This is a genomic window from Geminocystis herdmanii PCC 6308 (genome assembly GCF_000332235.1).
Taxonomy (GTDB): domain Bacteria; phylum Cyanobacteriota; class Cyanobacteriia; order Cyanobacteriales; family Cyanobacteriaceae; genus Geminocystis; species Geminocystis herdmanii.
In genome coordinates, this window is record NZ_CM001775.1 from 737,847 (window position 1) to 753,570 (window position 15,724).

General features: G+C 31.4%; 16 protein-coding genes. 9 read left to right on the forward strand and 7 right to left on the reverse strand.

Going from position 1 to position 15,724, the window contains the following annotated elements:
- The first annotated feature begins 120 nt into the window (after positions 1 to 120).
- A complete protein-coding gene (locus SYN6308_RS03650) occupies positions 121 to 1,719 on the forward strand; it encodes a B12-binding domain-containing radical SAM protein (protein ID WP_017293075.1) in 1,599 nt (532 codons plus the stop codon).
- A gap of 9 nt (positions 1,720 to 1,728) precedes the next feature.
- Here the strand turns inward: SYN6308_RS03650 and SYN6308_RS03655 are convergent, their stop codons facing one another.
- Positions 1,729 to 2,070, reverse strand: coding sequence for a XisI protein (locus SYN6308_RS03655; protein ID WP_017293076.1), 342 nt, complete (start codon positions 2,068 to 2,070; stop codon positions 1,729 to 1,731).
- Complete coding sequence (locus SYN6308_RS03660) at positions 2,058 to 2,474, reverse strand: element excision factor XisH family protein (protein ID WP_017293077.1); 417 nt, start codon at positions 2,472 to 2,474, stop codon at positions 2,058 to 2,060. Before SYN6308_RS03660 ends, SYN6308_RS03655 begins: the two co-directional genes overlap by 13 nt.
- A gap of 217 nt (positions 2,475 to 2,691) precedes the next feature.
- On the opposite strand from SYN6308_RS03660, the gene SYN6308_RS03665 reads away from it, so the two are divergent.
- On the forward strand, positions 2,692 to 6,459 hold the full coding sequence (locus tag SYN6308_RS03665; RefSeq protein ID WP_017293078.1) for a type IIG restriction enzyme/methyltransferase: 3,768 nt from the start codon (positions 2,692 to 2,694) through the stop codon (positions 6,457 to 6,459).
- A gap of 136 nt (positions 6,460 to 6,595) precedes the next feature.
- On the opposite strand, the gene SYN6308_RS03670 is transcribed toward SYN6308_RS03665, so the two are convergent.
- On the reverse strand, positions 6,596 to 7,096 hold the full coding sequence (locus tag SYN6308_RS03670) for a hypothetical protein (RefSeq protein ID WP_071590976.1): 501 nt from the start codon (positions 7,094 to 7,096) through the stop codon (positions 6,596 to 6,598).
- A 312-nt stretch (positions 7,097 to 7,408) separates the two neighbouring features.
- On the opposite strand from SYN6308_RS03670, the gene SYN6308_RS03675 reads away from it, so the two are divergent.
- The 7 genes from SYN6308_RS03675 to SYN6308_RS03705 all read left to right on the forward strand — a co-directional run bounded on the left by SYN6308_RS03675 (position 7,409) and on the right by SYN6308_RS03705 (position 14,481).
- Positions 7,409 to 7,633 (forward strand): Calvin cycle protein CP12, encoded by a 225-nt coding sequence (locus tag SYN6308_RS03675; RefSeq protein ID WP_017293080.1) that lies wholly within the window; start codon positions 7,409 to 7,411, stop codon positions 7,631 to 7,633.
- Between the two features lie 71 nt (positions 7,634 to 7,704).
- A complete protein-coding gene (locus tag SYN6308_RS03680) occupies positions 7,705 to 8,298 on the forward strand; it encodes a DUF3177 family protein (protein WP_026101902.1) in 594 nt (197 codons plus the stop codon).
- An 89-nt stretch (positions 8,299 to 8,387) separates the two neighbouring features.
- Positions 8,388 to 8,672: a DUF7734 family protein gene (locus SYN6308_RS03685; RefSeq protein ID WP_017293082.1), complete on the forward strand. Its 285-nt coding sequence runs from the start codon at positions 8,388 to 8,390 to the stop codon at positions 8,670 to 8,672.
- Positions 8,673 to 8,770: 98 nt separating this feature from the next.
- Positions 8,771 to 9,421 carry a HEAT repeat domain-containing protein gene (locus SYN6308_RS03690; protein ID WP_017293083.1) on the forward strand — a complete coding sequence of 217 codons (651 nt, stop codon included), beginning with the start codon at positions 8,771 to 8,773 and terminating at the stop codon, positions 9,419 to 9,421.
- A 9-nt stretch (positions 9,422 to 9,430) separates the two neighbouring features.
- On the forward strand, positions 9,431 to 10,015 hold the full coding sequence (locus SYN6308_RS03695; RefSeq protein ID WP_017293084.1) for a chromophore lyase CpcT/CpeT: 585 nt from the start codon (positions 9,431 to 9,433) through the stop codon (positions 10,013 to 10,015).
- Between the two features lie 499 nt (positions 10,016 to 10,514).
- A complete protein-coding gene (locus tag SYN6308_RS03700) occupies positions 10,515 to 11,693 on the forward strand; it encodes a class I SAM-dependent methyltransferase (protein ID WP_017293085.1) in 1,179 nt (392 codons plus the stop codon).
- A gap of 277 nt (positions 11,694 to 11,970) precedes the next feature.
- Complete coding sequence (locus SYN6308_RS03705) at positions 11,971 to 14,481, forward strand: EAL domain-containing protein (protein WP_017293086.1); 2,511 nt, start codon at positions 11,971 to 11,973, stop codon at positions 14,479 to 14,481.
- Here the strand turns inward: SYN6308_RS03705 and SYN6308_RS03710 are convergent.
- The 4 genes from SYN6308_RS03710 to SYN6308_RS03725 form a co-directional block, all read right to left on the reverse strand.
- Entirely contained in the window at positions 14,478 to 14,828 is a 351-nt protein-coding gene (locus SYN6308_RS03710) for a HepT-like ribonuclease domain-containing protein (protein ID WP_017293087.1), read from the reverse strand. The two genes, SYN6308_RS03705 and SYN6308_RS03710, sit on opposite strands and share 4 nt — an antisense overlap.
- Positions 14,818 to 15,141: a nucleotidyltransferase family protein gene (locus tag SYN6308_RS03715; RefSeq protein WP_017293088.1), complete on the reverse strand. Its 324-nt coding sequence runs from the start codon at positions 15,139 to 15,141 to the stop codon at positions 14,818 to 14,820. Before SYN6308_RS03715 ends, SYN6308_RS03710 begins: the two co-directional genes overlap by 11 nt.
- 86 nt (positions 15,142 to 15,227) lie before the next feature.
- Positions 15,228 to 15,521 carry a type II toxin-antitoxin system RelE/ParE family toxin gene (locus tag SYN6308_RS03720; RefSeq protein WP_017293089.1) on the reverse strand — a complete coding sequence of 98 codons (294 nt, stop codon included), beginning with the start codon at positions 15,519 to 15,521 and terminating at the stop codon, positions 15,228 to 15,230.
- Positions 15,506 to 15,694, reverse strand: a complete 189-nt coding sequence (locus SYN6308_RS03725; RefSeq protein ID WP_017293090.1) for a hypothetical protein — start codon at positions 15,692 to 15,694, stop codon at positions 15,506 to 15,508. The genes SYN6308_RS03720 and SYN6308_RS03725 overlap by 16 nt, the downstream gene beginning before the upstream one ends.
- Between the last annotated feature and the right edge of the window lie 30 nt (positions 15,695 to 15,724).

Genomic DNA, 15,724 nt, shown 5'->3' on the forward strand with positions numbered 1-15,724 from the left:
CTCGCCAAGTATAACTTACTTTGAAACAGCACCGAAGTAAGGGGAGAACGAACTTAACATACACAATTTTGTTATTATAAATAAAAAACTCATTGAATCAGTGTAATTTTTATTATTAATATGAATGTTTTTGCCCACGAAAAATTATTATTTACCCCTGTACAAAAAAACTTAAATCCGATTCCTTTAATTTTTGCTTTTCCTAATGAATATACAGTGGGAATAACCAGTTTAGGTTATCAATTAGTTTGGGCGAATTTTTCTTTAAGAAATGATGTGGAAGTGAGTCGTTTATTTACGGATATTCATGAGAGTTTACCGAGAAATCCTGAGTTAGTGGGTTTCTCTTTTTCTTGGGAATTAGACTATGTTAATATCCTCAACTTATTAGAATTTTTAAACATTCCTATTTATAGTAAAGATAGAAACGAAAATCATCCTTTAATTTTTGGGGGAGGTTCAGTTTTTACCGCTAATCCCGAACCTTTTGCGGATTTTTTTGATATTATTTTGTTAGGAGATGGAGAGAATTTATTAGACAATTTTATTAATAGTTATCAAGAAGTTAGACAATACAATAGACAAGAAAAATTAACTCATTTAGCTAAAACAGAAGGGATTTATATACCAAGTTTATATCATATTAATTATCAAGAAAAAGATGGCAATATAGAGAGTATAAAACCGATAAATAATGATATTCCCCATAGTGTAGAAAAACAAACCTATCGAGGTAATATTTTATCTGCTTCAACGGTAGTAACGGAAAAATCCGCATGGGAAAATATTTATATGGTGGAAGTGGTGAGAAGTTGCCCTGAAATGTGTCGTTTTTGCTTGGCTAGTTACCTTACTTTACCTTTTCGTACCGCCAGTTTAGAAGATTCTTTGATTCCTGCCATTGAAAGAGGCTTAAAAGTCACGAATCGTTTAGGATTATTAGGCGCATCCGTCACCCAACATCCCCAATTTGATACTCTCATTGACTACCTATCTCAATCACAATTTGATGATATAAGAGTAAGTATAGCATCTGTAAGAACTAATACTGTAACAGAAAAACTAGCGGAATTTCTCAAAAAACGAGATACTCGATCGATAACCATTGCGATCGAGAGTGGTTCTGCTAAAATTAGGCAATTAATCAATAAAAAGCTGGAAAATGAGGAAATAATCCAAGCCGGAGTCAACGCCCAAGCAGGAGGGCTAAAGGCGATCAAATTTTATGGTATGGTGGGCTTACCCCAAGAAGATTTATCGGATATTGATGCTACTATCGACATGATGGCACAAGTCAAAAAAGTTGCGCCGAAGCTCAAAGTTACCCTCGGATGCAGTACTTTTGTACCCAAATCTCATACTCCTTTTCAATGGTTTGGGGTGAATGCCGATAGTAAAAAAAGATTGCAATATTTAGAGAAAAATCTGCGGAAAATTGGGGTTGATTTTCGCCCTGAAAGCTATAGTTGGTCTGTAATTCAGGCTTTAATTTCTAGGGGCGATCGAAGGTTAAGTAAGCTCTTAGAATTAACTCGTAATTATGGTGATAGTTTAGGAAGTTATAAACGTGCTTTTAAAGAATTGAAAGGAGAAATCCCCCCTTTAGAATACTATGTACATGATCAATGGGAGTTCGATCGAATTTTACCATGGCAACATCTCAAAACGGCATTAACTCAGGAAACCTTAATCAAACATCTAAAGGAAATGGAGAATTAAGAAGCCGATTTAATTGACTGCATATCCCGAAAATTGACGCATAAAAGGAGAATGTAAACCAATCACAATATTCTCTTTATTAACACCTTTTTTTTGCAAATATTCAGCTAGATTAATTTCGGTATTATTTTGCTGTATCCAAATTTTATCACCTTTAATATCTATGTGAATAATAGTTCCATAAATATATTGTTTTTCCTGCCAACCCACATCAACTAAAAGATAATGATTATTTTCAATGTCAAAAATAAGTTGAGACTCAATTTGATTATTATTTCCAAAGCTATCACGAGTATAAATTTCTTTTAATAAATCTTGAACAATTTGCTTATATTTTTTTAAATCAACCATTGTAAAATTACCTCACTTTCAGGCTCATAAATAATGAGTGGAATTTGATATTTTTGAATCACAGATTGTGCTAATAGAGATTGAAAAAATGTATTATAAATCTCTTGGGGAATAGCTAAATAAAGAATACGATTAGGCTCTTTATTTTCTAAGGCTATCTGATAATTGATAAATTGTCCAATAGCAACATGAAAGTTAAATAAGACAGAATCACCGATAAAAGTTTTAATTTCTACGGCAATTTTTTCTTCTCCTTTATCCGCAGTTAATATTTTTTCAGCACCTAAGTCAATATAGATACGAGTATCCCCAAATTTTAAACTAAGTGGATCATTTGTAATTGTCCAACCTTCTTTTTTTAGCCCTTGACTAACGGCATCATGAAAAATATCTTTAGCTGTCATATCACTAATCTCCTCAACCAATAGATACAAAACTAGGTTGATATATAATAATATATGATCGATCGAAAATGTATATTAAACAAGCCTTAAACTTTGCCTTCAGTATTGTAGGTTGGGTTAGCGTCAGCGTAACCCAAAAATAATTTTAGATAATTAAACAAACTTGATATAAGTTTATTTTGTCATAACTACTGTAGAAAAGCCTTAATTTTTAACAATGTCTAATAATATTAAACAAGCCTTAAACTCCGCCTTTAGAAAAATCCCTATTGCGAGGGAAGATATTGATCAATTTAAGTACAATTTGGAGAATTTGCTCACTATTACTAAGAGCAAAATTCACGAATCAGAAGAATATCATAAAAATAATTTACGAGATTTTTTTAATCGAACTTATTATCAAAACCATCATTATCTTAACACTCAAAATCGAAATGATTTAGTTATTCATAACGGTAATAAAGACAGTCAAATTGGGGTAATTATCGAGACGAAAAAGCCAGAAAATAAAAGCGAAATGGTTAGTCTTGATAAACTTAATGTTAAATCTTTACAGCAGGTACTTTTTTATTATTTACAAGCCCGAATTAATGATAATAACATCAACTTAAAACATTTAATCGTTACTGATATTTATAACTGGTTTATCTTTGATGCTAATTTATTTGAAAGATTATTTTATCACCATAAACCTTTAATTAAAGAATTTAACAACTTTCAAGAAGGCAGATTAACCAGTAAAAAACAAGAGCTTTTTTATCAAGAAATTGCAAGTAAATATATCACAGAAAAAGAGCAGGAATTAAGAGAAAATTGTACTTATTTTAATCTCCATGACTATGAGAATGTATCGGAGGATAAGCTGTTAATTCCTCTTTATAAAATTTTATCTCCTCAGCATTTATTAAAATTACCTTTTGCTAACGATAGCAACAGCTTAAATCAAGATTTTTATAGCGAATTATTACATATAATTGGTTTAACAGAAGTCAAGGAAAAAAGTAAAAAATTAATTCAACGCCCTTCCTCCGAAAATCGTCATCAAGGCTCATTATTAGAAAATGTTATCTATCATTTAGATACTTATAGTAAACTCAATAATTTATCTAACCTTGAGGAATTGGGGGAGAATTATCAGGAACAATTATTTAAGGTTGCTTTAGAATTAGTGATTACTTGGGTTAACCGTATTTTGTTTTTAAAACTATTGGAAGCTCAACTAATTAACTATAACAATGGCGATAAAAACTATAGTTTTCTTAACAAGGAAAAGATTACTAATTTTAATGATTTGGATACTTTATTCTTTCAAGTGTTAGCAAAAAAACTTGAGGAGAGAAACAGCAATATTCAAGCTAAATATCATTATGTACCTTATCTCAATAGTGGTTTATTTGAAACAACAGAATTAGAAGATAAAACTCTTTTTATTGCTAACTTAAACAATGATTATCAACTATCTTTATTTAAGCATACGGTGTTAAAAGATAATCAAGGAAGAAGAAAAACAGGAGAGTTAAATACTTTAACTTATTTATTCGAGTTTTTATCGGCTTATAATTTCAGTAGTGAGGGTAAAGAGGAAATTCAAGAGGAAAGAAAAAGTTTAATTAATGCTTCGGTTTTGGGGTTAATTTTTGAGAAGATTAACGGTTATCAAGATGGCTCATTTTTTACGCCCGGTTTTATTACTATGTATATGTGTCGGGAAACTATAACTAAGGCAATTATTACTAAATTTAATCAGGTTAAAGGGTGGCGTTGTGAAAATATTGAGGAGTTAAAAGAGTTAATAGAATATCAAAAGCCAGAGGCAAGAAATGAAGCTAATTCTATCATTAATAGTATCACTATTTGCGATCCTGCGGTGGGTTCTGGTCATTTTTTAGTGTCGGCTTTAAATGAAATTATTGCTTTAAAAAGTAGCTTAAATATTTGGCAGGATAGGGAAGGAAAACGTATTAAGGAATATTCGATCGAGCTAGAAAATGATGAGTTAATTATTAAGGATGAAGATGGAGAATTGTATAATTATAAGCCCGAATTTGCTAATAGTCAACGCATCCAAGAAAGTTTATTTCATGAGAAGAAAACTATCATTGAAAATTGCTTATTTGGGGTGGATATTAATATTAATTCTGTCAAAATTTGTCGGTTAAGGTTATGGATTGAGTTGCTAAAAAATGCCTATTATCGTCAAAATGATCCCCCTAAATCCCCCTTAAAAAAGGGGACTTTCAATGACAATATTCCCCCCTTAGAAAAAGGAACTTTCAATAACACTACTCCCCCCTTAAAAAAGGAAACTTTAAATGACACTACTCCCCCCTTATCAAGGGGGGCTGGGGGGGATCAAAATTCCTCGATTACCCTCACCCCCAACCCCTCTCCCACAGGGCGAGGGGAGAATAAAACTCTTGAAACTTTACCAAATATTGATATAAATATTAAGTGTGGAAATTCTTTAATTAGTCGTTTTGATTTGAAATCTGATTTAAAATTAGCACTGAAAAAACATCATTTAACTATTAAAGATTATCAACAGGCAATCAAAACTTATCATAATCCTAAAAACAGGGAAGAAAAGCAGGAAGTTATCAGGTTAATTAAGCAAATAAAAGATAATTTTACTACGGTAATGACGGGAAATGATCCGTTACAACAGGAGTTAAGGAAAAAGGAAAATGAGTTATATAATCTACAAAATCAACTGTCTTTATTACCAGAATCTGCTAAGGAGAAAAAAGCCCGTGAAAAGCAGGAAAAAGACTTAGAAAAACAAGTTAATTTATTAACTCAAGAAATAGGAGATAAGCAAAATAATGTTATCTATCGTCATGGTTTTGAGTGGCGTTTTGAGTTTCCCGAAGTGTTAAATAAAAATGGTGATTTTATCGGTTTTGATATGATTATCGGGAATCCGCCTTATGGAGTTAAATTAAATCAAAATCAACAAGCTATACTCAACGAAATTTATAGTTATGGCACAACAGAAACAGCGATTTTATTTATCAAAAAAGGTTATGATATTTTGAATCAATGGGGGATTCAATCTTATATTATTCCTAAGTCTTTTACTTTTGCCTCTAACTATCAAAACATTAGAGAAGATACCATTAAAGATTTAACAAAAATTGTGGATTGTGGTAAAGTTTGGCAAGATGTAAAGTTAGAAGTTTGTATTTTTCAACTTAATAAAAATAAGGCTAATAATAGCTATGACTCTTTAAAACGTTTTGGAGAAAATATCGAATATTTAACTACTTTAGATAAAAGAATTTTTAAAAAGTTTGGTTTTATTATTAATGGTATTAATGATCAAGAAATTCAAGTGGGATTAAAAATATTAAATAACTGTCAATTTTTAAATGATATTAGCACAAATCAACGGGGTGCGATGTTGCAAAAATTAGTTAGTGAGACAGGAGATAGTGATGTAATTGGTGGTGCAGAAGTGCAAAAATATGGCATTCAAGGCATAAAAGGCAAAATTAATCGTCATCTTGTTAATGATAATAAGGCATTTATTAAGGCTAATTCTATTTTAGTTCAAAATATTATTGCACATATAATGAATCCGATCGATCATATCCAGATTACTGCTTCTATTCCTGAAAATCAAGATTTAATTTTAGTGGATACTATTAATCAAATTGAATTAAAACCAGAGATTAAACCTGAATTTATCTGGGCTTTATTACATTCAAAATTGCTTAACTGGTATGTTTATTTATTTGTCTTTGCTAAGGCTATTCGCACCATGCACTTTGATAATCAAGTAACAGCAAAAATTCCTATTCCTAAAGATATTAATGAGAAAAAACAACAACCATTGATCAAATTAGTAACGGAAATATTAGGGGAAAAAAGAAAAAATCCTCTAGCAGATACCAGTAATTTAGAGAGAGAAATTGATGTATTAGTGTATAAAATCTATGGGTTAACGGAGGAAGAAATTAATATTGTTAGTCAGTCAGTTAATTAGGGGTTGCAGAGAAAGTATTTTGATGAAGGTAGGCAAAAAGCAACAGGCAAGATGCTTGTTTTACGGTGGGAAAATTATTATTATTTAAAGATGTCTATTGAACTTTTTTAATTCATTCTCCATTCTCCATTCATCCTCAATCTTTTTTGCGAGAAAAGAATAAAGCTGTACCTACAAAACCCCATACTCCTGTAGTTGCCATCATCAATTTTTGCGTCATTGTCAAGGTAGCATTTAAAGGTTGTGGTGGGGTCGATCGAGATGTTATGATTTCTGGAGTCTTAGAATTATCCGCTTCCGTAGCTGGAGATTCTATAGGAATATTGATTACAGTACCATGTCCGGCACTTCTCACTTTGACACTCCAATTACCTTGTTGAGAAAAATCGGGAGAAAATATTAATTTTCCGTTTTCATCAGTGTTAGAAGTTAACCAAGCCTCCGTTGGGTTACTGGGGGAGTAGATAACTACTTGGGCATTTTTCATGGGTGTGCCATTATCAAATTTAGCCTCAATTTCGATCGATTCTTTTGTCTGATAATTAATTACACTACCATGAGCTAATACTTTATCGGTAGCCACTGCGAAAAAAATCATTAAGCCGAAACTTATCTTTGACAATGTTTTAGATACCATTTCTCATTTTCTCCTAGAGATTCTTTATCTCATTCAATATTCGATCGACTCGATCGAACATCTAATTTATACTGTGATGAGGATAAAAAATTTTTGCATAACTTTTAGTCCTTATTTCATAGTTAAACAAAGTCTATTTTTTTTCAATGCCTCTCTAGGGTATATCTAAATTCTCGATCGAGGATATTTTTTCTTTGAACTCAGGTTAAGATATAATTTTGTAGATAGCAATGGGGTATATCCCGATAACGAATAATAAAATTCTGTTATAAGCTATAGACAGATAACAAAAAAGTAAAGGATTCTACAACTATGAGTAACATACAAGAGAAAATTCAAGAAGAAATCAAAGAAGCTAGGGAGGTTTGTGACATCAACGGCAAAGGCTCACCTGAATGTGCGGCGGCTTGGGATGCAGTGGAAGAATTACAAGCGGAAGCATCTCACCAAAAAGAAAATGAGCATCCTAAAACTTCTTTAGAGCAATATTGTGATGATAACCCCGATGCGGCAGAATGTCGCCTTTACGAAGACTAATTTTCGGGCAATTTTTAGGTTATAGGGTGGGTTTTTCCCACCTATTTTTATTTTTATCTTTATTTTGATTTATGGAAGAAACGTTATTAAAAGCTCTAGTTTGGACTAATTATAAGTTATTCGTCTTTTTATGCCTAATTGTGCCGTTAATTATCTCTATATGGGCTTTAAAGGCTCAAATTCAATCTATTCAGCGTTTATTACTGATTTTCTGGCGAGTTGCTAGTTTAATGGCAATCGGTATTTATTTATTAATTCCTGTGTGGCAAATTGGTTATATTGCTTGGTTTTTAGGACATATTTTTGTGGTAATTAGTCTTTGGTTTTGGGTGGATATTAATGACGAAATTCGAGATTTACCAAAATCCCCTTTACGGCTAACCCTAAGAAGTTGGCGCTGGGCGATGACTTTTTATGGTACTATCAGCTCGATCGCTTTTATACCTTTTTTACGGTGTACCTTTTCCCCTGATGCTAAAGTAGAAAAACTTTGTCGAGTGTGGCTTGAAGCTCCTTGGGAATATAAAAGTATTTTTCATGCTAACTCCACCCCCGGATTTTTAGGGTTTTTAGGTATGGCAGGTTTAGTTATGTATTTCATTTATCTCTTTTATTTCTTAACCTTTAGACTTATTAAACAAGGTAGAATAGCTCTTGAGCAATAATGGAGAATTAAGAATTAAGAATTAAGAATTAAGAATTAAGAATTAAGAATTAAGAATTAAGAATTAAGAAAACCTAATTTATCAGTCCAGTGAATATTAACATTCAAGTATTAGAGACTTATAGTCAACAACACCCTCAAGAGGTTTTAATTGTCACCGCTAAGGATAATGATGAGGAGGTGGAAATTATGATTTTTAAGGGTTTTTCCAGTAATTTAAGCGGAAGTACTGCATTTGATCCAGATTTGCCTATTTTATCCCCTAATGCACAAATTATTAAGCTCGATCGAGCTTATAGTCCTTATAATCCTAGTAACCCTCAATACATTCAAAAGGGCTTAACTCCAGCTGAATTTCTCGAAAACACTCCATAAAATCAAACAATTCTTCCCTAACTGGTTAGTATTTCTCCTCTCTCCTAACTCCTCTCTCCTCTCTCCTAACTTCACCAAAAAACTTTATTAATACTACTATGATAGAAACAACTATTAATCCCGTTACTCCACTCATCGAAGCCGTTGAAACCGCCGATTCTGCTCCCAAATTATTTCAAGCGGTCACTCAATTAGCACACGCTCGATCGATCGAAGCCATACCAACTCTCATCAAAGTCTTAGGTTATAATAACCCCGGTGCTGCCGTTGCCGCTACAGAAGGCTTAATTTCTCTTGGAGAAGTGGTTATCGAACCTTTGCTCAGTAGTCTTGATGAATATAATTATGGAGCAAGGGCTTGGGCGATAAGAGTTTTTGCAGGAGTGGGAGATATTCGCGCCTTAGATTTACTGATAAAAGCCTCTGTTAATGACTTCTCTTTGAGTGTCAGACGGGCAGCCGCTAAAGGATTGGGTAGTTTACAATGGCATCAATTACCCTCAGAAAATGTTATCCCTACTCAAACTCAAATTTTAGATATTCTTTTTACTACGGTTAAGGATGGTGAATGGGTAGTGCGTTACGCTTCCATTGTTTCCCTCGAAAATTTATATTTTGCCATTGATTCTTCCCATGAAAATTTACTTAATAAAATAACGGATAAATTGACGGAAATTATAGAAAAAGATGCAGAAATAGCTATCCAAAATCGTGGTAAACTAGCATTGAAAAAAATTTATAATAAATAACTATTTAACATGAGTAATTCTACAGATATTAAGGCTTTAGCTAGGTTAATGGCGGCAGATTTTAGTAATCAACAACAAGCCTTTGATAACCCCCCTTTTTTCGCCCATATTCGAGTTTGTATGCGCCCTTTGCCTGAGTCTTTATTAGGAGGAGTAAGTCTATTTTTAGAACAAGCCTACGATTTTTTACCTAGTCAACCTTACCGTTTAAGGGTATTTAAAATTTATGCGGTAGATGATCATTTAGAATTAGAACATTATAAATTAAAAGAAGAAACTCCTTTTTATGGTGCTTCGAGAAATACCGAAAAATTAAAACAACTTTCGATCGAACATTTAGAAAAAATGAACGGTTGTGATATGATTGCCGAATGGACTGGTACTCATTTTAAAGGTTATGTAAAACCGGGAAAAGCCTGTATTGTTGTTAGAAAAGGCAAAGAATCTTATCTTGATAATAGTTTTGAAATTAGTGAAGAAAAAATGATTAGTTTCGATCGAGGTAGAGACTTAATTACGGATGAATTACTTTGGGGTTCGGTGGCTGGACCTTTTAATTTTACCCGTGTACAAAGTTTCGCCCATGAAGTTTAAATAATGTCTAATAATCTTTTAATAAGCATAGGGAAAAAAGAACAGTTTTAGAGTTTTTATATTATTAAATAATATTTGTATTTTTATATATTTTAAGTCATTTTAGGCGATTTACGAAAAAGAATTTACCAATCTTCTCTATAATTCCCCCTTTGTTAAGGGGGGTTAGGGGGGATCATGCAGGTATATTTATTATTAGAAATCACCTTAGCAGACTTTTGCTGTTAGCTTTGTCAATTTATAGCAAAGTGAGTTTTGTTGGTTGTATCATGACACGCCAAGAAATAAATTCCATGGCTTATAGCGTAACTCCACTAACGCCAATACTGCTCAGTTAAGCCCCCCTACCCCCAACTTTGGGGGAGTCAAACTTAGTGAAATTCCCCAGTATTGGGGATTTAGGGGCGGACAAAATAACTTATAAAGTGAGTTAATTAGAAGAATATTAAAGTTTTTAATAATTGTTAATTTTACAAAAAATCTATAAATTAAATTAGTAATGAACGATAAAAAAATAACTTTAGAGAATCCTTTATTAAACAAAATTTTCCAGATAATTAATAATTCTCCTGAGCAAAAAATAACCTTCTCTCAATACATGGATTTGTGTTTGTTCGATCGAACTTATGGTTATTATAACTCAGAAAAAAATATTATTGGTGAAGAAGGAGACTTTTATACATCCGCTTCATTATCCTCTGATTTAGGGGAATTATTAGCCGTTCAACTATATCAATTTTGGGAAATATTAGACAAACCTGATAATTTTAAATTAGTCGAAATGGGAGCAGGAAATGGAAACTTATCCTATAATATTTTGAATTTTATTATTAATAATTATCCTGACTTTACTACCCATATTGAGTATATAATTATCGAAAAATCAGCAATTTTAAAAGAAAAACAACAAAAATTATTAACAGCAAAATTTGCTCATATTATCCCCATAACTTGGACAGATTTAAACTCTATTCCTGATAATTCTATAACTGGTTGTTGCTTTAGTAATGAATTAATCGATGCAATGCCTGTTCATTTAATCAGATTTTCAGACAACAAATTAGAGGAAATTTATCTTACAGAAAAAGACAATACTTTAGTCATAAAATATGATTCTATATCCCAAGAAAAAATATTAGAATATTTTGATATAATAGGTATAGAATTTAACTCAAACTTTTATCCTAAAAATTATCAAACAGAAGTAAATTTAGAGGCGATTGAATGGTTAAAACAAATTTCAGATAAACTAAAAAAAGGTTATTTATTATCGATCGATTATGGTTATACTGCCGATAAATATTATCATCCCCAACGCAGTGAAGGAACTTTAAAATGTTATTATCAACATCGTCATCACAATAACCCCTATGTGAATATTGGACATCAAGATATTACTTGTCACGTCAATTTTACTGCCTTAGAAAAATATGGAGAATTGTTTGGTTTAAATACTTTAGCTTATACAAAACAAGCCTTATTTTTGATGGGATTAGGATTGGGCGATCGACTTAATGAATTATCTAATGGTAAAATGTCCTTAACCACAATTTTGCACAGACGACAAGAATTACATAATTTAATCAATCCTGAAGGGTTAGGAAATTTTGGAGTTTTATTACAAACAAAAAATATCTCTTTAACTCAAAATAAATATTTATTAAAAGGTTTCCAATAATTAGTAAATTAAACAAAATAAAAAATATAATAATTCAGGGTTAAATCTTCAATTTTGAAGTTGATTTATAATAAAATTGCTATTGTATATTTCTGATCATTATGATCATTTTTTAGTTATATTATCAGAAGTATCATAGTACTTAAATCTTGTCAATAAAATAATGAGTTCGATCGAAAAACCATATGTTATCCTCAAGGTATATAAACTTTAAATAAAATAAAATTTAATTTAATTTCTATTCTCAATTATCCCTTGTTAATTTCAAGCTATAAACATGAATGATACCGCAGAACATAAACATTTATTAAAAATAGAATATGATAACATTAAACAAAATATTATCTTAAAAAATGAAGTTTATTCCATAGGTCGTCATTCTAGCAATAGTATTGTTATTCATCACCCAACTATTTCCCGTTATCATTGCTCAATTTTACCTGTTAAATATAAAGACAAAAATCAACAAGAATTATTCTGGATAATAGACGGAGATTTAAAAGGAAATCGTAGTGCTAATGGCTTATTTGTTAACGGAGTTAAGTCTTTATCCCATGAATTAAAATCAGGAGATAAAATTACTATTGGTGGAGATCAAGTTGAAGTAACCTATTTAATTTATAATGAACATAATATAAAAGAAATATCTCTTTCTGAGCTAAATATTAACAGTAATTTATCCCCTAAAGATGACTCTCAAGATACTATTATCAAAGATTTTTTTTCAAGAGTACCAACAACTTTAACAGGGAAAGAAGATAAAAAGAATTTTTTTATTGAAGAAATATTATTTATTTTACATAATCAAAATACTGACTTATATTGTCCGATTTTAACGATCGATCTTAACAATAAAATAACTTATACTAATAGTATTTTTAAAGATAAATTTCCTAATTTTAGACAAAACTATAAAGTAAATCCTTTTATTAAAAACCTAATTTTAGATTTAGAAGATAGTGAAAAAGATTTTTGTTTGAGAGAGATTAATTATCAAGAACATAACTATACTCAATATGCTTATTATATTGAAAATAAAACTCAAATTAAAAGCTATATTTTTTCCTTTAGTGAAAGAGATAGTATTGAAAATGCTTTAAGAGAAAGTGAAGAAAAATATCGAGCAGTAGTAAGGCAAATATCGGAAGGAATTATTTTAATTGATCCCATCACGAAACAGATTATTGAAGCGAATAACGCCTATTGTACCTTAATCGGCTATACTAATCAAGAAATTTTGTCGGTGAAACTGTCAGAGTTAGTGGCAACAGACCCCGAAATTAGTGATAGTATTATTAGAAGGGTATTGCGCGATCGATTAAACTTAACTCAAGAATCAATACATCGTCACAAAGACGGTACTTTAATCAACGTCGAAGTTAATATTAGCACCATTTATTATAGTGCCAAAGAATTTATTTGTTGCGCAGTAAGAGATATAACCGAAAGAAAATTGGCTGAGGAAATGTTACGTTATCAGGCTTGTCATGATGTCTTAACAGAATTAGGAAATCGTAACCTATTTAATGAGCAACTCCATAAAACCATCGCCCGCGCGCAAAGATATAAATATAAATTTGCCATTATGTTTATTGACTTAGACAGATTTAAAAACATTAACGATACTTTAGGTCATGATATAGGAGATAAATTTTTACAAGCAGTAGCCCATAGAATCCGAGATTGTTTGAGAAATTCCGACTTAATTGCCCGTTGGGGAGGGGATGAATTTACGATTCTTCTGTCCGAAATTAAACTCCCCCATGATGTTGCGATCGTAGCTGAAAGAATATTACACAGTTTAAAACAACCCTTTGGCGTGATGGAATATCAACTTAGAGCGTATTTAAGTATTGGTATTGCCCTTTATCCCCAAGACGGAGATAACCTAGAGACGTTATTAAAAAATGCTGACACAGCGTTATATCAAATCAAAAATGAAGGAGGAAATAACTATAAATATTACAACCCTTCCATGAATCATCAGCAAAAAGAATTATTACGCATGGAAGGTTACTTATATGAAGCAATCAAACAAAATCAGTTTGAATTATATTATCAACCCCAAATCAACGTAATGACATCCCAAATCATCGGCATGGAAGCCTTAATTCGTTGGCAACATCCCGTTTTAGGAAGGGTATCTCCCATACAATTTATTCCCATTGCCGAGGAAACAGGGCTAATTAATGCTTTAGGAGAATGGGTTTTATTTACAGCGTGTAAACAGGCTAAAACATGGCAAAAAATGGGTTTTAATCCTATTAAAATAGCGGTTAATTTATCTCCCCGTCAATTTCAACAAAAAAATTTAGTCTCAACTTTTAAAGATATTATATCTAAAACAGAATTAGACCCCCAATATTTAGAATTAGAGATCACCGAAAGCAGTATAATTGATCATCCAGAATTAACTAAAGATATTCTCGATCGACTGATAGAGTTGGGAATTTCCATTTCTATGGATGATTTTGGTTCGGGATATTCTTCTTTGGGATACTTAAAAAAATTCCCATTTCAGAAGATAAAAATAGACCAAAGTTTTGTCAGAGAATTGAAAAATGAACCTCAAGATTTAGCCATTATTTCCGCCGTGATTACTTTAGGCAGAGGATTTGATTTACAGGTAGTAGCAGAAGGTATTGAAACCAAAGAACAATTACAATTATTAAAAGAATTACAGTGTGAAATTATGCAAGGTTATTTTTTCAGTCATCCTTTATCCGTAGATAAAGCAACAGAATTATTAGAATATGTTTCTAATAATGGTTTTATTCTTCCCTGTTAAATATCTAGTTTTTCATTCTCAAGAATTTCTTGGATACAAATTCTTAAATCATCTAGTTTTGTTTGAACTATATTCCAGACAATATTGATATTAATTGAAAAATAAACATGAGCGATAAAATCTCTTAATCCTGCTATTTTTTGCCATTCTATTTGCTTATATTTTATTCTTATTTCTGGAGGAATTTTCTTTGTTGCTTCACCGATAATCATTAAATTATAGATGATAGACTCAAGAGTTTTTTCATCTTCTAATAGTTGATCATAGCTTAGGTTTAATGTATATTTTTTAATCTTATCAATACTGGTAATAATATCAGTTAAATAAAGGGCAAGGCTACGAGACATAAAGAGCCTCCTTCATCACTTTTTCTTTAATTATCGGTTTTAAATCTTGCTTTATGACTAAATCGACTGGTTTATTGAATAATTCCTCTAAGTAAAATTTTAAGTCCATATAATTATCAAATGTAGGACTTGTTTTAAATTCGACTAAAAAGTCTAAATCACTTTTTTCTGTTGCTTCATTTCTTGCCGTTGAGCCAAATAAAGCCAGAGTTTTTATATCATATATATCAAAGAGATTTTCTTGTTTTTTTAGTATTTTTAAAATCTTATCTTTATTGAGTATTTTATCTTTATTTTCTATGGTATTTATCATAGTTAATAATTATTTTTTCTACATTAGTTTGTAGTGAGCCTTTTAAGGCTTATTAATTAATGGCTAAAGCCATCACTACAAACTTTTTACTCTGTTAAATATAATAATCTTTTGCCATGAATAACCGCAATAACTGTCACTATTTCCCCTTCTACACGGTAAATGACACGATAACTATAGGCAAATTGTTCGATAATTGTGGATTCCTCAATCTCAGGAATTAATCTTCCCTGTTTCGCATCGGTTTGTAAATTATTGGTAATCTCGATCGCCCTAGAAACCACCGCTGCCGCATAAGACGGCGAATCCCTAGCGATATAAGCGGCGATCGCTTCCACATCTTCCACTGCTTTTGGAGACCAAACTACTCGATAAGCCATTTACTTAACAATCCTTCTACTTGCGCTTGTGGTAAAACCCCTTCTCTGTCTGCCACTTGTAAACCTTGACGAACTTTTCCTAAAACGTATAAATGATATTGTATATCTTCAATGGTGCAATCATCAGGTAATTTTTGCAACATCGACTCGACTTTTTCTTTTGGTGAACTCATGGAAGAATTAAGAATTAAGAATTACTTATA

What these genes read in the sequence shown, in the direction of transcription:
- SYN6308_RS03650 (WP_017293075.1), top strand. Translation starts at nt 121, where the DNA reads ATGAATGTTTTTGCCCACGAAAAATTATTATTTACCCCTGTACAAAAA.
- SYN6308_RS03655 (WP_017293076.1), bottom strand. Translation starts at nt 2,070, where the DNA reads ATGGTTGATTTAAAAAAATATAAGCAAATTGTTCAAGATTTATTAAAA.
- SYN6308_RS03660 (WP_017293077.1), bottom strand. Translation starts at nt 2,474, where the DNA reads ATGACAGCTAAAGATATTTTTCATGATGCCGTTAGTCAAGGGCTAAAA.
- SYN6308_RS03665 (WP_017293078.1), top strand. Translation starts at nt 2,692, where the DNA reads ATGTCTAATAATATTAAACAAGCCTTAAACTCCGCCTTTAGAAAAATC.
- SYN6308_RS03670 (WP_071590976.1), bottom strand. Translation starts at nt 7,096, where the DNA reads ATGGTATCTAAAACATTGTCAAAGATAAGTTTCGGCTTAATGATTTTT.
- SYN6308_RS03675 (WP_017293080.1), top strand. Translation starts at nt 7,409, where the DNA reads ATGAGTAACATACAAGAGAAAATTCAAGAAGAAATCAAAGAAGCTAGG.
- SYN6308_RS03680 (WP_026101902.1), top strand. Translation starts at nt 7,705, where the DNA reads ATGGAAGAAACGTTATTAAAAGCTCTAGTTTGGACTAATTATAAGTTA.
- SYN6308_RS03690 (WP_017293083.1), top strand. Translation starts at nt 8,771, where the DNA reads ATGATAGAAACAACTATTAATCCCGTTACTCCACTCATCGAAGCCGTT.
- SYN6308_RS03695 (WP_017293084.1), top strand. Translation starts at nt 9,431, where the DNA reads ATGAGTAATTCTACAGATATTAAGGCTTTAGCTAGGTTAATGGCGGCA.
- SYN6308_RS03700 (WP_017293085.1), top strand. Translation starts at nt 10,515, where the DNA reads ATGAACGATAAAAAAATAACTTTAGAGAATCCTTTATTAAACAAAATT.
- SYN6308_RS03705 (WP_017293086.1), top strand. Translation starts at nt 11,971, where the DNA reads ATGAATGATACCGCAGAACATAAACATTTATTAAAAATAGAATATGAT.
- SYN6308_RS03710 (WP_017293087.1), bottom strand. Translation starts at nt 14,828, where the DNA reads ATGTCTCGTAGCCTTGCCCTTTATTTAACTGATATTATTACCAGTATT.
- SYN6308_RS03715 (WP_017293088.1), bottom strand. Translation starts at nt 15,141, where the DNA reads ATGATAAATACCATAGAAAATAAAGATAAAATACTCAATAAAGATAAG.
- SYN6308_RS03720 (WP_017293089.1), bottom strand. Translation starts at nt 15,521, where the DNA reads ATGGCTTATCGAGTAGTTTGGTCTCCAAAAGCAGTGGAAGATGTGGAA.
- SYN6308_RS03725 (WP_017293090.1), bottom strand. Translation starts at nt 15,694, where the DNA reads ATGAGTTCACCAAAAGAAAAAGTCGAGTCGATGTTGCAAAAATTACCT.